This window comes from Bartonella sp. AA89HNZF (genome assembly GCF_042196905.1).
Taxonomy (GTDB): domain Bacteria; phylum Pseudomonadota; class Alphaproteobacteria; order Rhizobiales; family Rhizobiaceae; genus Bartonella.
The window spans coordinates 1-12,757 of record NZ_JBHIRD010000019.1 but is presented as its reverse complement, the minus strand read 5'-3'; the positions used below and the strand labels follow the sequence as shown (position 1 = coordinate 12,757).

Genomic DNA, 12,757 nt, shown 5'->3' with positions numbered 1-12,757 from the left:
AAGAAAGATACACCAATGCCTCCGATGCCTGCTGGTGGAATGGGCGGAATGGATTTCTAAGCTTTTTTCCATAGAAATAATAAAGAAACGGGTCTTCTGGGCCCGTTTTTTTATGCTTTTTCACGTTTCATACAGTTTTTCCTTTTATGACAGTTCCTTTATCTTATAGGATTGTTCTATTCTCCACTGGTTGATCTACCGTCATTGTGAATGAATCTCACTCTTAATCCATAGCTTTTTCTCTTGTTTTTATGAAATGTTTCTATTGTGCGGGGATCGTGGTTTCCTTTGAAAATATTTTGCTAATAAAAATACAATTCTTTGATTTATAGTCAGTTATTCCTAATGCAGTTCTGTTTTTTCATTTCAGGTTTATGCCTGCACCGTTAAAAAATCCTGGGTTTGTGCTTCATAAGGTGAGAGGTCACTACGGTTTTTATGAACCAACGCAATCGTTAAAAGTCAGTAGTTAAGAGTTAGTACCTATTGAGCGTTGGAAAGACAGAGTTGAAAAGAGCATGATGGGGCTGGTTTGTTTTTTATGAATAAGATGCTGGTATTTCAAGCTTTTGCATAGAGGAATAAGCATCTCTCTGTTTCGTTGATCTCTGAAATGGGGAGACTGCTCCATTTGAGAAGCTTAAAGATAAAAGCTAATTTTTCGCCTTGCTCTCATCTTTTTTTCGGTAAGCTCATCACCTAAACTGGAGCCAAACCCATATTGTTATACTCAAGTTCTGTTTGTTGCCTATATTGTGACAGAAAATTCTTGAGTGGGGAGCCATTTTTGAACTAAGGGGACCATGACAGTTAGCCGAAAAAAATCATGACAAGACAGTAGACGTGCTTGTGTTAGAATTTTTAATGCTTCTGATGATAAAGGCACGCGAAATTCTGTTGTAGCCTCATGCCTTCTTTTCATATTTTCGAGCCAAGGATTTTTCATATATTCTCTTCAACTTGACCTTTATGCATAGAACATAAGGGAATTGAGAGGGTGGAAATTGAGAGGCAGGGAATTGGGGGGCAGGGAGGAGCCAGCTTGCTTTTTTATTAAACGTAAAGATAAGAGGTTTTATGTAAGGCTCCCATTACATTGCTTGTTTATGCGCTTCTTTAAAAGAAATATTTTGTAATACAAAATTCTTGGCTATGCTATTTATGAAGAGTATAAAATCATTTGGATATCAATAGTTTATTAAAAAAATGTATGTTGGTATGATCCTTTTCTTATGTTACCAAAGTTGCTGACTTACGCGTTGGTTAAAAATCTCTCTTCATACCCCTAAATTCATTTCATGAAAGTGTTTGTGAAGAGTGTATAAAAATTTCTCGTGAGACATGAAAAATCATCAATAAAATCTCCATGTTTTCAAAAAATAACGAATGGCTTTTTATATTTAAAAGATTTAACACGTCTCACGTTTTTTATTTATTTTAGAGCTGAATATTCGATTTTTGTGTAAAAATACTTCCCAGCACATCTACGATCCGTGAAAAATCAAGTGCTAATAAGAAAATGATGAATATAATCCATTTCGTATAGCGTGACATCATTTTTACACTTTTATACGTTGTGATGATTTCTTGTAGGACTTCTTTTTCCTTTTCTGTAAGCTCTGTTTGTTTTTCCGTTTTTTTTCTAGCCATGTTTCCACCCACACATGTGTTCCCCTTGTTTGTTATGCTTTAAAATATCTCTTGCGAGATTTGAACTGATGATATTGAGATCTTTGTTGTCTAAATAAATGGGCATCCAACCAACGCAAGAAAAATGCTCATTGATTGTTTTTATCGCGCAACCAGTGAGTAAGAGCAGCGCGTACATCAGCATCACTTTTTTGATTAATTTCATTTTCCACCTCTAGCCGTGTTGTTGATGACTTTAGCGTTTTTTCTATTTGCTTTTGTTGTTCAACCTTCTTTCCAAGAGTGAAAGCTTTTGCTAAAGCGATAAAAAAAGCGGTCAGAGCCGCTCCTGTTATCATCAGATTTTTTTTCAACCACCACATCATAAGCGCTGCTCCCGAAACCGTTTTGCCACAAAGAAAATGCCAACGCAGGCGGCTAAAACCATAATGGTTGCTAATGCCCATTGGATGGGACCATTGCCTGCCAATAAGCCTCCAAGTCCAGAAAAAGAACCAATAATCGGTGTAAGCGCTTCTGCTTTGAAAAATCCTGTTGGTGCTTGCGTTTCTACAGTTTGATAGTTGGAAGAAACATAAGCCCCTTTTGCCCATAATCCCGATTCTGCTGCACGACGGTGCACTAAACCGTGAAGACGTTTTCCTCCTGCTTTAGTCCACTTTTGTAACTCAGCAGGGACAGCCTCATATTCGCCATTATTGAGCTTTTTTAGAAGGGTCGAATTACAAAAAGCCGATGTTCCTATATTATAGCAAAACGATACGAGCGCGGCGAATTGTTCATCCGTTAAAGAAACTGTCACATGTTTTTCAACGGTATTTTCAAATTGTCTTAAATCTTGAGAAAGAATTTCTTCTGCTTGTTTTTCAGTAATGATCATGCCCTTGTGAACGAACGGTTGGCCAGCCGTGGTGGTATGGCCATAGCCGATTGTCCACACCCCGATGGAATCTTTATAGGCTTGTAAACGCAATCCTTCCCATTGTTTAATGAGTGCAAGTCCTGCTGATGATATTTTTCTCATTTACTTCTCCATAAAATAAAGCCTCACGTTAACGTGAGGCTGGTTGACAGATTAAAAATGAATTTTTTCACGCTTCAAAAACAGAAGAGATGTGAAACTTTTATGAAATCAAAAGGTTGGTTGTGACATCTTAGGGAATGGGGGAATGGTTGGCCAAGAGGGATCATAGTCGGCCAAGTGGGATAATGGTTGGGCAAGTGGGGTAAATAGTTGGCAAAGAGGGGTAAATAGTTGGGCTGGTGTTTTCCGTTAAGAGAGATTGTTGATTTTAAGAGCTTGTCCTGGTGTTTTTGATGGAGCCTTCTTGGGGTGCGGGCGGTTGTTTGGTTGATGCACGATAAGTGTGGTCTATTGCGGTTGTTTGGTCGTATGGCATTGATGTGGGGGTGTTTGAGATACGAAGTGGATACTCTCAGAAAAACAAGACATATGCTTTTACTGAAGACGAAAGCATTAAATATTTTATGTATCAAGCGTTTTGCTTATCCAAAGAGCCTCATTGTTACACAGAGCTTTGGGCTAACAAGAGCTGTGGAATTTTGATACAATTTTAAGAGGGGCTGGTTTTTATAGGACAATGGTGTTTTTCTTTAAGAGGAAAGTTGTTGGCTATTTTTGTTTTAAGAGCGCAAAAGCTGGTTTGCTTAGAGAAATCTTAGCCGTAAAGCAGCCTCTCTTCGTTCTTTGATGAATAGGAATATGGAAAAAGCCTTAATTACATCGTTAAAGATTTGTATTCAGTAATCCTTTTTTGGTGGGAGGAAACAGAAACAGTTTTTCCTTCTGTTGTTCTTAAGTTTTTTTCAAACCTCTCTCTCAGAGTTTCCCCTTTTTTGTTGACTGTTTCATGTTCAGCTTCCGGATGGACTTTTAAATAGTGTTCTAGACGTCTTTTTCCTTGCGCATGTTTATAAAAAGTGGTTGGAAGATAGGAATCTAACTTTTCAGCAGATACAGATGAATTGGGTTCACATAATACACCCTTAACATTATCTTTGTGCAATCTTGCTAATTTATCAGATTCAAGATGAAGCTTTTTGGCAAGGCTTAAGCTGAACATTCCACATTCAGAAGAGCTTCGCTGAATATCCATTTCTGCTGTGGTAAAAGAATAAGGAGGCAGTTGAAGACATTGAAGGGTTTGATTTATTTTTATCCCTAGTTTGCAAGCCGCGATATTCTGAAATGTTGTAGGTTCAAGCATAATCAAAGAGATTTTCTCATCAACTTTTTGATAATCAAGGACGGCAAAGTGGATTTTGCTTCCCGAATTGACTATAAATCGCGCAGAATTTGCGCCGCTCTCAACGACTTCTTTTAGGGCGTGCGAAAACTCTTCTGCTGTAAGAGCCAATTTGAGATTCATGTCTGGATATTTGCTGTTTGCTTTTTCTACGAGAGCCGGCATCAATCTAATATCTGTGTTTTCATAATAAGAGTTAATCCAACGGCCGGTTACAAGATCTCTCTCTAAGCCTGTAATAATATCTTTTAATTCGTCAGAATTCGGTGCAGCATGTTCTTCTTCTTTTTGGATGGAACTTTGCATTAAACGTGCAATAAGGTCTTCTAAAGATTCATTTGCACTTGCTCCTTCTGGTGTTTGTGAGGAATGAGGGAGGGAAGAATCTTGTGGCTTCATAATCTTAGCCTCTATATTGATGATCGATAAATGATATTATTTCTTCAATTTTGGCTAAACAATGTTTGCAGGAAAGATTTTTATCTAAAAAAAACAAAGAGATGAAATCATCTTTATTTTAAAAAATTTTGTTACCAAAGACAAAATCCCCCGCTTTTCAGAGTCAAAGGTAAGGTATCTTTTAAGAGGTCACGTTGCTTATTGTTTGCATCTTTACCTCCTTCAAAGGGAAAAGAAGATTTGCTAACAACAATTTATGCCTTACCGTAAAGACGCAGAGCCTCATTCTTTGTGGATGTGGAATATGGCTATGGCCAAAACGCTTATTACATCATTAGAGATTTGTATTCTGTAGCTCTTTTTCTGTGTTGTGAAACAGAAACAGTTTTTGTCTCTGTTGCTACCAAGCTTCTCTCAAATCTTTCGGTTAGGGTTTCGCCTTTTTTGTTTACTTTCTCCTGTGCTGCTTCTGGATTGGCTTTTAGATATTCCCCAAGACGTCTTCTTCCTTGCACGTGTTTGTAAAAAGAGGTTGGAAGATATGTATCTAACTTTTCAGGAGATAGAGGTGTATCTGGTTCACATAATACACCCTTAACATTATCCTTATGCAGTCTTTCTAATTTTTGAGATTCGGTATGAAGCTTTTTAGCGAGCGCTAAGCTGAACATTCCACATTCAGAAGAGCTTCGCTGAATATCCATTTCTACCATGGCAAAAGAACAATTGGGCAACTCATGCGCTTTAAGAGCCAATTGTGTTCTTAATGCCAGCACTGCTGGTTTCATATTGTTGAGTGTTGTAGGTTCAAAAAATATCACGGAGGTTTTGTCATCGATGGTTTGATGATCAATCACTGAAAAATGGATTCCCCTGTCCTTTGTGTGAATAATAAATCTAGAAGATTGAACGCCGTTTTCGATGGCTTCTTTGAGTGCAAGGGCAAAGTCGTGAGATGACGCTGCCAATTGAAGACGCATGTCGGGATATTTACGATTTGCCTGATCGACCAAGGCTGGCATTAGTTTAAGGTCTGTACTTGCATAATCAGCTGTGAACCAACGACCCGTTGAGATATCATCCTCTAAACGGGCAACAATATCTTTTAATTCCTCACGATTGAATGGGATATCTTTGCCTTTTTCGCTACTGGGTTGTTCTAAATGTGCAGTAAGAGTGTCTAACGATGCATTTGCACTTTCTCCTTCTGGTGTTTGTGAGGAATGAGGGAGGGAAGAATCTTGTGGCTTCATGCTATTAGCCTCCATATTGATAATCGATAGGTGATATTATCTTCTTCAATTCTGGCTAAACAATGTTTGCAGGAAAGATTTTTATCTAAAAAAAAACAAAGAGATGAAATCATCTTTATTTTAAAAAATTTTGTTACGAAAGACAAAATCGCACGCTTTTCAGAGTCAAAGGTAAGGTATCTTTTTATCTTTTAAGAGATCACGTTGCTTACTGTTTGCATCTTTACCTCTTTCAAAGGGAAAAGAAGATTTGCTAACAGCAATTTATGCCTTACCGTAAAGCCGCAGAGCTTCATTCTTTGTGGATGTGGAATATGGCTATGGCCAAAACGCTTATTACATCATTAGAGATTTGTATTCTGTAGCTCTTTTTCTGTGTTGTGAAACAGAAACAGTTTTTGTCTCTGTTGCTACCAAGCTTCTCTCAAATCTTTCGGTTAGGGTTTCGCCTTTTTTGTTTACTTTCTCCTGTGCTGCTTCTGGATTGGCTTTTAGATATTCCCCAAGACGTCTTCTTCCTTGCACGTGTTTGTATAAACGAGCTGGAAGATATGGATCTAATTTTTCAGCAGGTAAAGGCGTGTCTGGTTCACATAACACACCCTTAATATTATCTTTGTGTAGTCTTTCTAATTTTTGAGCTTCGAGATAAAGCTTTTTGGCAAGGCTTAAGCTGAACATCCCACATTCAGAGGAGCTTCGTTGAATATCCATTTCTACCATGGCAAAATGAATATTCGGAAATTGGTGATGTTCAATGGATTGTCGCGTCCTTAATGCAAGTAATGCGGGAAGCGTGTCACGCAGTAAGGTCGGTTCAAAAAAGATCAAAGATGTTTTATTATCAATGGTTTGATGATCGACAACAGCAAAATGAATTCCCCTATCTTGTGCGTTAACGATCAGCCTAGAAGATTTTATGCCCTTTTCGAGCGTTTCTTTGAGTGCAAGGGCAAAGCCGTCAGGGGGGCTTGTAAGTTTGAGATTCATCTCTGGATATTTACGATTTGCTTGATCGACCAAGGCTGGCATCATGTACAGATCTAAAATATCATAATAATTTTTGATCCAACTGCCATCGGCATTATGCTTTTCTAAACCGGCAATAATATCTTTTAATTCTGCACGATTAAAAGGGGTGTTTTTTATTTTTTCAATGTTAAGCCGTTCTAAATGTGCAGTAAGAGTGTCTAATGATGCATTTGCATGCGCCCCTTCAGGTGCACTTGCACCTTCTGGGGTTTGTGAGGAATGTGGTGGGGGAGAATCTTGTGGCTTCATAATCTTAGCCTCTATGTTGATGATCGATAAGTGATATTATCTTCTTCAATTCTGGCTAAACAATGTTTTGAAAAACAAGCCTTTGCATCTTGAAAGGTGAGGCGATGAGAGCATAATAATGCCGTTTTCATATTTTTATGCGTGTATTGCTCATCATTGCTGGGATGTATTATATTGGTATTTTATAAGGGGATTATTAGGGCGTTCTATTGGGAGCCCGTAGTGAATACGGCTTGTTTTGAAAATCTCAAAATTATGGGGCTGTTGGTGATGCAAATTGTGTAATGCAAAAGAAAACAGTCAGAAAAGGACGAAAGATACCTTCAAACCGTAAAGTTTTAAACATTGCCGCGAAACACACTGTTTTATAACAGTCTATGATAATGCGAAAATTTTATGATGAAATCTGGACGCAGAGAACCCCTTACCGCATCTACCATTAAATACGATTTTTCATATTCTGTCAACCGCAAAACGATTATTTTTCCTCCTTTATCGCGGGAAAAAATCTCATTCATTAGCTATGCAGCAAAATATCTTGTTTTAATGGAAAAGTTTTTGATGTGGCAAAAAACATTTTCTCCTTTGAGAAAGGAGGGAGAAAGGTGAAGGGAGAATTGTGGTTTTGAAATCCGTGGTATTTTATTGATGAAATTGGGAAGGCGGTGGTTGGAAGGTGTTGCGGGGGCAAAGCTTTAGGTATTGCGCAGGGGGTGTTCCGAGGGGATGACGAGGTGGGGGGCTCGTGGGTGCTTAGAGGCGTGATGGCTCTTCGAGTGGCTGTTGGGGTCTCTAAAGGTTTCTGTATAAAGATTTATTGAGTAAATGCTTTTTCTCCTTTGAGAAAGGAGGGGAAAGATGAAGGGAGAATTGTGGTTTTGAAATCCGTGGTATTTTATTGATGAAATTGGGAAGGCGGTGGTTGGAAGGTGTTGCGGGGGCAAAGCTTTAGGTGTTGGCGATTTGTGGGGGTAATTAGGGCTGTGCAGGCTGTCGTATTAGTGGTGGTGTGATGGGAGGGTTATCGGTGCAGTTGTTGATAAGGGAGGAGATTGTTGGTAGGGGCTTTTTCTTTCGTTTAAGGGATGATGCTTTTAATTGTGTCAAAAAATAACGGGTTATTTTAATGATAAGTTATTGATTTATAGTGAATATTTTATCATTATTTATCTTGAATGAGAAATCCAGATTATGCTGAAATAAAAGCCATAGCTCTTGTCCGTCATAAGATCAGAAGAGCCATATAGAATTGTACAAGAAAAGACGTAAAATGACGATAATGAATTGTCTGAAGAGCTAAGGATGTCGCGATATTGGGTGAAGTGTATGATGAGGGTGGTTTGTTACAATGGGGGTAGAGGGAAGAATGTTGCTGTTTTTTAAAGAGGGGGCAATATTTATCTTGTCCATGCCGTGAATATGCCGTGAAATATTGTCCTTTGAGGCATGGATTAAGTGAGGCACTGGTAGGTATAAGGTTAAGTCTCTTTGACAGTTGAAGTATTTTTTAAAGAACGTGGTGGATATTTTTAAGCTTGTTTGTTGTGCGCTTTAAGCTTGTCAATCTCATGAAATTCTATGAAAGGGCAAGCTCAGAGGTTCTCAAGAGCACCCTGCCAAAGGGGGGCTTTATAAAGGCGCTGGTTATAAAGAGGCATGTTATAAAAGGAGGGGGAGAATCTTTATCCTGTGAGGGGGAGGAAATGATGGGTGTTTTAGCCAAGGCTCTTTTGGGTAGAACTGTCAAAATGTTTATAAAGGGCATCAAGAATAATACGCAACGAGCCAACAAGATTAGGCAGCGGTTGATCTTCTATAACAAGATAGTGTAATGCCGCATGAAAGTTGTGTTGACGATGTAGATATTGTGCTTCTTTAATCGCTTCTTGCATAGCTTCATAGTGTTTCGTTGCTCTTTGGATCCATTGCTTTTTTGCTTTCTCATCTGATGCGCTGTGCGTAAAACCATCATAATAACCGTTTGGTAAACCTTTTGCACATAAATAGTCGTTTCTAATTTGCAAGTATTGTTGCGCCGTGTCATATTGCTCTTTACTGATGCCTGATGAAGCCTCTTTATAGCCAAGCAAACAAAGACGCCCAATATAGGTTCCGACAAGCGGATTTTTCGCTTCTTCGAAGCTTAAACCAAAGTGTTTTGCACGCATTTCAATCGCAGATTGAAGCGCAGATTCGCTGGAGCTTTGGGCACGTGAAATACGGCCTTTGGGCTCTTGCTTTCCTGTTATTTTTGATCTACCGCGTTTTTTACGTATTTTCATGAACTTAACCATTTGAATGAAAAAGAAACTGTCTGTTGATGGGGGACAGTGATGTAAAAAGCACTTGGCGCAAATATTGGGGGAGCAAATACTTAAGGGGGAGGGAGCAAATACTGTGGGAAATATCAGCCGTTGCAGATCAAAAAACAAACGATACTAAAGGCGTTTTAATGCAAAGAAAAGCAACGGTGTGGGGCGAAAAAATCATCTTTAAGGTGTTTCTTACTATTTTTATCTTATCCCTATCAGTCTTATTTTCCGCCCCTATTATGCTTATTTTTTTATTGCTAGCGGATTATTTGCTTTCTAAATATTTCTTAACTGTTCTTGAGAAATTGAAGGAAAATTTTTGTCAAATGTGAATGAAAAAATAACAATGGATTTCAAGGGCATGTCATCGTCTTTCTAATAGGAAGTTTTTTCTAATGGGATTGTTTGTCTCTTTTTTCACGAGCGCTTTGTGGAAATTTTTCAATTCCACTTTTGAAAGGTCATTGTTTTCTTAAGTTGGGAGCTTGTTATTTGGGTTCTCTTATTTTTTGTTGTTGGGCGCTTTCCCAAGATATTTGATATACATCACGCTGTTAAGCATACTTTTATCCTTTATAAGAGATATATTGTCTTCTGTTGAGTGGCAGAGAGCGGCAAAAAGCAAACCTCCACATTCTATTATAATAGCATAAGATGCCCTATGTTTTCAAATAAAATATCATTTATTGGCTTAAAATAAACTGTGAATGATCCCGCTATTTGGTTTAGTATTTCCTTTATAAGTATCCTTTATAGAGTATAAATTTTCCGTTTTAATGGATCTCATCATAAGACGAGGGGATGTCGTTTAAAGGACGGAATGCATTATCGAAAGAAGCTGTTTTTATAAGAAGAAAGTGCCTTTATAAAAAGATGCTTTTATAGGAGATGCCTTGATGAATGTAGGGGCTGTATCAATGTGGGGGCTGTGAAATGTTTCATCTTTAATGAAGGATTTTTAAAATGAAGCCTTTTTGATTAAGAAGCTTTCAAATGAGGATTAAGGTTGTTTGTTGCACGCTTTTCATACTGGATAATCGGTTGCGTGTTTGACTTTGTTTTTATGTTGCTTTTTAAAGAGGTATGTCTTAGGGCTCTCTTTTGCCCATTTCGCAAGGGTGCTCATGAAGGGCACAACGATAAAGTCCCCAATGAAATCCATATAAAGTTTGAATAATATAAAATCTATTGAACACTTCCATTTTTACGCTTGTGAAGAAGAAAGTCTATAGCATCACACATTTTGCCAGCTCTCATTGTTGCGACAGCCCTTGGCATTTGAGGCGCTTCCTTAGAGGCATTTATCATCCTTTCTTAATGTTTTACTCTATACGGCTCTTTCTGCTTGTAACGCGCAAGAGACATGGTTTGGGTTGATTTAATATGGAATAGGTTTGGAATAAGACAATCCTACGGTATTTAGGGTTCTCATTTAATATGAAAAACAATAAATTGTTATAAATCAGTGTATTGTTTGTAAACTTTACACATCAGATATTTCTTAGATTGAATATTTTTGCTTGTTGAGTTTTGTGAAACATTGTCTTTTGAAGTGTGGGTAATAGATAAGAGGATACAATGGCATTTGTGCTTGTAAGGTTTAGGGATTGTATGTTGTCACGTATGAGAAATTTTAACAATAGACTTAAAGGGGCTTATAGCGCGTGTTTCATGGTGAAAAGAGTGCTAGATAAACCGGTTTTGCTGGTTGCATGTTCTCAAAGAGTGAGTGGGCATGTTAGAAGTGAGAAAATATCCGTATGATCGAAGATAAATCACAACACCAATCTGCCCATAAGGGAAATACGGCTTTTGCGTCACAGCCCGTGTTAAATCAGTGTGCGGTTTTCAAAAAATGGACGGCTCTCTCAAGAAAAGATTACGTCATCATTTTGTGTTTGGCTATCCTCTTGTTGGTGCTTTTTGCCGCGACTGTCTATATGAATCCTTTGGAGTTTTTTCACGTTATATCCAAAGAACAGTTTCAAGCACTGGGACAAATGGAACAAGGAGATCTTCGAAAAATGATTAAAGAGATCTTGAAACAGCCTTTTGAAAATAATCCTGCAATCGTGTTTTTGCGTGATGCGGGATGGAATAGTGTTTGGGCTTTTTTATGTCTTTTGCCGCAAATGATTTTTGGTGTTCTTGTGGTGTTCTTTCCACTCTTTTTTGTCTTTAACGCTATCTCTAAACGGGAGGTGAAGGAAATGATGAAGCTGTGGGATACATTGCCAGAGCAGCAACAACTAGACAACCAATTTCTCAACAGAACACAATAGGGAAACAAGTGGCTGCTTCTTTTATAAGTACTTTTGTAATTTTGACCACAGTATGGTGGAGTACTGTCATGTTTTTCGGGGAGATCATGATACTTTTTTCTACTCTGATGACAATCTTGGTACTTTATTATTCTTTGATAAAACGGACAATATTGTTGTGTGGGATGCGGCGGAAATTAAAAAAGGGTGCATTGCAGAATTTGGGGTATAATCAGAAAGTCAGCATAGGACAAAATACAGTTTTTGCAACAGAGCTCAGCTCCCTTTCTTTTAAAGAATCTTTGGAACTTTCAAGAAAAGATTATTTTATCATCGTTTCGATAGCCTGCATTGTGATTGTGGTTTTCGCAGTTTTGCTCGCTTTTTTTGCTTTTTTTCCAAAATCTGCGATTTTTTTACACAATTATATGCCTCTATTGTTTAAGGTTGGCGTTTTTGGCATGCAGCTGCTGTTTTGGTTTTGTGCGTGTATTGTTGTTTCTTTACCTGTCATTTTAATTCTCCATAGTCTCCTTCAGTATGGCGTGAAAAAAACAGTGAAGGAATTAGAAACATTTGTTTGAGCAGAGGATAAAAATGATGATTTCACATCAATGCGATAGGGAAAACAAGTGACTATTGTTATAAAATTTTTGGCTTTTTTAGGGGTCACCATCATTGCCATTGTAATGTTTATGGTTATGATCCGGCTTCCTTACCGGTTGATCAAACATATCAGGTTATCTTTTAAACTCGCTCAAGACTTGAAAAAGAGTACAACGCAAAAAAAGCAAGCCATACAACAATTGTGCAATGATCTGGGAGAAATGAAAAGACACAATCTCGCCCATAAGACCCTTGATGCGACAATGCGCTTTCTTAACTTCAAAGAATCTCTGCCTCTTTATTCAAAAGAATGTAAAATAATTCTTTTTATCCTTATTCTCTTTTCTGTTTTACAATCTGCTTTCTCTGTCGCAAATTTGGTATGGTGGAAGAATGATAGTGTTGCCTTTATCATGCAGCTGTTGAGCCTTATATGGTTTGGGATTCTTCTCTTTTTTCCGATCATTGGGATCATGTGCATAAAATTAACGAGAAAATTGAACAAAATGCTTCAACAATTGAAAGAAGCAATACAACAACGCGATCAGGCAATTCGTATGCAGAACGTGGAAGGGGGGCAAAATGACGAGTAGTCTTATAACATTAATAGCCATTTCTTTCCTGTTCTTTACGCTCTTAAGTGTTTTAATGTGGGCGCCAATCGTTGTCATTTATTACCTGTTTATCAAGCGTGCGCGGCTTTATTGTCGCGTGAAAAAGGAACTGAA

The 12,757-nt window shown here is 38.0% G+C and carries 11 protein-coding genes and 1 pseudogene; 3 read left to right on the top strand and 9 right to left on the bottom strand.

The genetic code is table 11. The annotated features are described in order from the left end of the window. Window positions 1-817: 817 nt before the first annotated feature. The 9 genes and pseudogenes from ACFIN0_RS07850 to ACFIN0_RS07810 form a co-directional block, all read right to left on the bottom strand. Window positions 818-928: pseudogene (locus ACFIN0_RS07850) on the bottom strand (integrase); the annotation flags it as partial. Window positions 929-1,437: 509 nt separating this feature from the next. After that, entirely contained in the window at window positions 1,438-1,650 is a 213-nt protein-coding gene (locus ACFIN0_RS07845) for a hypothetical protein (protein ID WP_375610233.1), read from the bottom strand. Beyond that, window positions 1,643-1,855, bottom strand: coding sequence for a hypothetical protein (locus tag ACFIN0_RS07840; protein ID WP_375606490.1), 213 nt, complete (start codon window positions 1,853-1,855; stop codon window positions 1,643-1,645). The genes ACFIN0_RS07845 and ACFIN0_RS07840 overlap by 8 nt, the downstream gene beginning before the upstream one ends. After that, window positions 1,779-2,015, bottom strand: coding sequence for a hypothetical protein (locus tag ACFIN0_RS07835; RefSeq protein WP_273790902.1), 237 nt, complete (start codon window positions 2,013-2,015; stop codon window positions 1,779-1,781). The genes ACFIN0_RS07840 and ACFIN0_RS07835 overlap by 77 nt, the downstream gene beginning before the upstream one ends. Next, a complete protein-coding gene (locus tag ACFIN0_RS07830; RefSeq protein WP_375606488.1) occupies window positions 2,012-2,674 on the bottom strand; it encodes a lysozyme in 663 nt (220 codons plus the stop codon). Before ACFIN0_RS07830 ends, ACFIN0_RS07835 begins: the two co-directional genes overlap by 4 nt. A gap of 715 nt (window positions 2,675-3,389) precedes the next feature. Then, window positions 3,390-4,316 carry a YopJ/AvrA family T3SS effector serine/threonine acetyltransferase gene (locus ACFIN0_RS07825; RefSeq protein ID WP_375702266.1) on the bottom strand — a complete coding sequence of 309 codons (927 nt, stop codon included), beginning with the start codon at window positions 4,314-4,316 and terminating at the stop codon, window positions 3,390-3,392. Between the two features lie 326 nt (window positions 4,317-4,642). Next, a complete protein-coding gene (locus ACFIN0_RS07820; RefSeq protein ID WP_375702265.1) occupies window positions 4,643-5,569 on the bottom strand; it encodes a YopJ/AvrA family T3SS effector serine/threonine acetyltransferase in 927 nt (308 codons plus the stop codon). Window positions 5,570-5,905: 336 nt separating this feature from the next. Continuing rightward, on the bottom strand, window positions 5,906-6,850 hold the full coding sequence (locus tag ACFIN0_RS07815; protein WP_375610230.1) for a YopJ/AvrA family T3SS effector serine/threonine acetyltransferase: 945 nt from the start codon (window positions 6,848-6,850) through the stop codon (window positions 5,906-5,908). Window positions 6,851-8,565: 1,715 nt separating this feature from the next. Beyond that, window positions 8,566-9,132, bottom strand: a complete 567-nt coding sequence (locus ACFIN0_RS07810; RefSeq protein ID WP_375702264.1) for a hypothetical protein — start codon at window positions 9,130-9,132, stop codon at window positions 8,566-8,568. Between the two features lie 1,790 nt (window positions 9,133-10,922). Here ACFIN0_RS07810 and ACFIN0_RS07805 point away from each other — a divergent pair. From ACFIN0_RS07805 to ACFIN0_RS07795, 3 genes are all read left to right on the top strand, one after another. Beyond that, window positions 10,923-11,444 (top strand): hypothetical protein, encoded by a 522-nt coding sequence (locus tag ACFIN0_RS07805; RefSeq protein WP_375621575.1) that lies wholly within the window; start codon window positions 10,923-10,925, stop codon window positions 11,442-11,444. Window positions 11,445-11,530: 86 nt separating this feature from the next. Beyond that, the gene (locus ACFIN0_RS07800) at window positions 11,531-12,007 is read left to right on the top strand and encodes a hypothetical protein (protein ID WP_375702263.1); all 477 of its coding nucleotides are present in this window, start codon (window positions 11,531-11,533) and stop codon (window positions 12,005-12,007) included. A gap of 48 nt (window positions 12,008-12,055) precedes the next feature. Next, on the top strand, window positions 12,056-12,622 hold the full coding sequence (locus tag ACFIN0_RS07795; RefSeq protein WP_375702262.1) for a hypothetical protein: 567 nt from the start codon (window positions 12,056-12,058) through the stop codon (window positions 12,620-12,622). Window positions 12,623-12,757 lie beyond the last annotated feature (135 nt).

Coding starts and splice junctions, on each gene's coding strand:
- ACFIN0_RS07845 (WP_375610233.1), bottom strand. CDS start 1,650: ATGGCTAGAAAAAAAACGGAAAAACAAACAGAGCTTACAGAAAAGGAA.
- ACFIN0_RS07840 (WP_375606490.1), bottom strand. CDS start 1,855: ATGAAATTAATCAAAAAAGTGATGCTGATGTACGCGCTGCTCTTACTC.
- ACFIN0_RS07835 (WP_273790902.1), bottom strand. CDS start 2,015: ATGATGTGGTGGTTGAAAAAAAATCTGATGATAACAGGAGCGGCTCTG.
- ACFIN0_RS07830 (WP_375606488.1), bottom strand. CDS start 2,674: ATGAGAAAAATATCATCAGCAGGACTTGCACTCATTAAACAATGGGAA.
- ACFIN0_RS07825 (WP_375702266.1), bottom strand. CDS start 4,316: ATGAAGCCACAAGATTCTTCCCTCCCTCATTCCTCACAAACACCAGAA.
- ACFIN0_RS07820 (WP_375702265.1), bottom strand. CDS start 5,569: ATGAAGCCACAAGATTCTTCCCTCCCTCATTCCTCACAAACACCAGAA.
- ACFIN0_RS07815 (WP_375610230.1), bottom strand. CDS start 6,850: ATGAAGCCACAAGATTCTCCCCCACCACATTCCTCACAAACCCCAGAA.
- ACFIN0_RS07810 (WP_375702264.1), bottom strand. CDS start 9,132: ATGAAAATACGTAAAAAACGCGGTAGATCAAAAATAACAGGAAAGCAA.
- ACFIN0_RS07805 (WP_375621575.1), top strand. CDS start 10,923: ATGATCGAAGATAAATCACAACACCAATCTGCCCATAAGGGAAATACG.
- ACFIN0_RS07800 (WP_375702263.1), top strand. CDS start 11,531: ATGATACTTTTTTCTACTCTGATGACAATCTTGGTACTTTATTATTCT.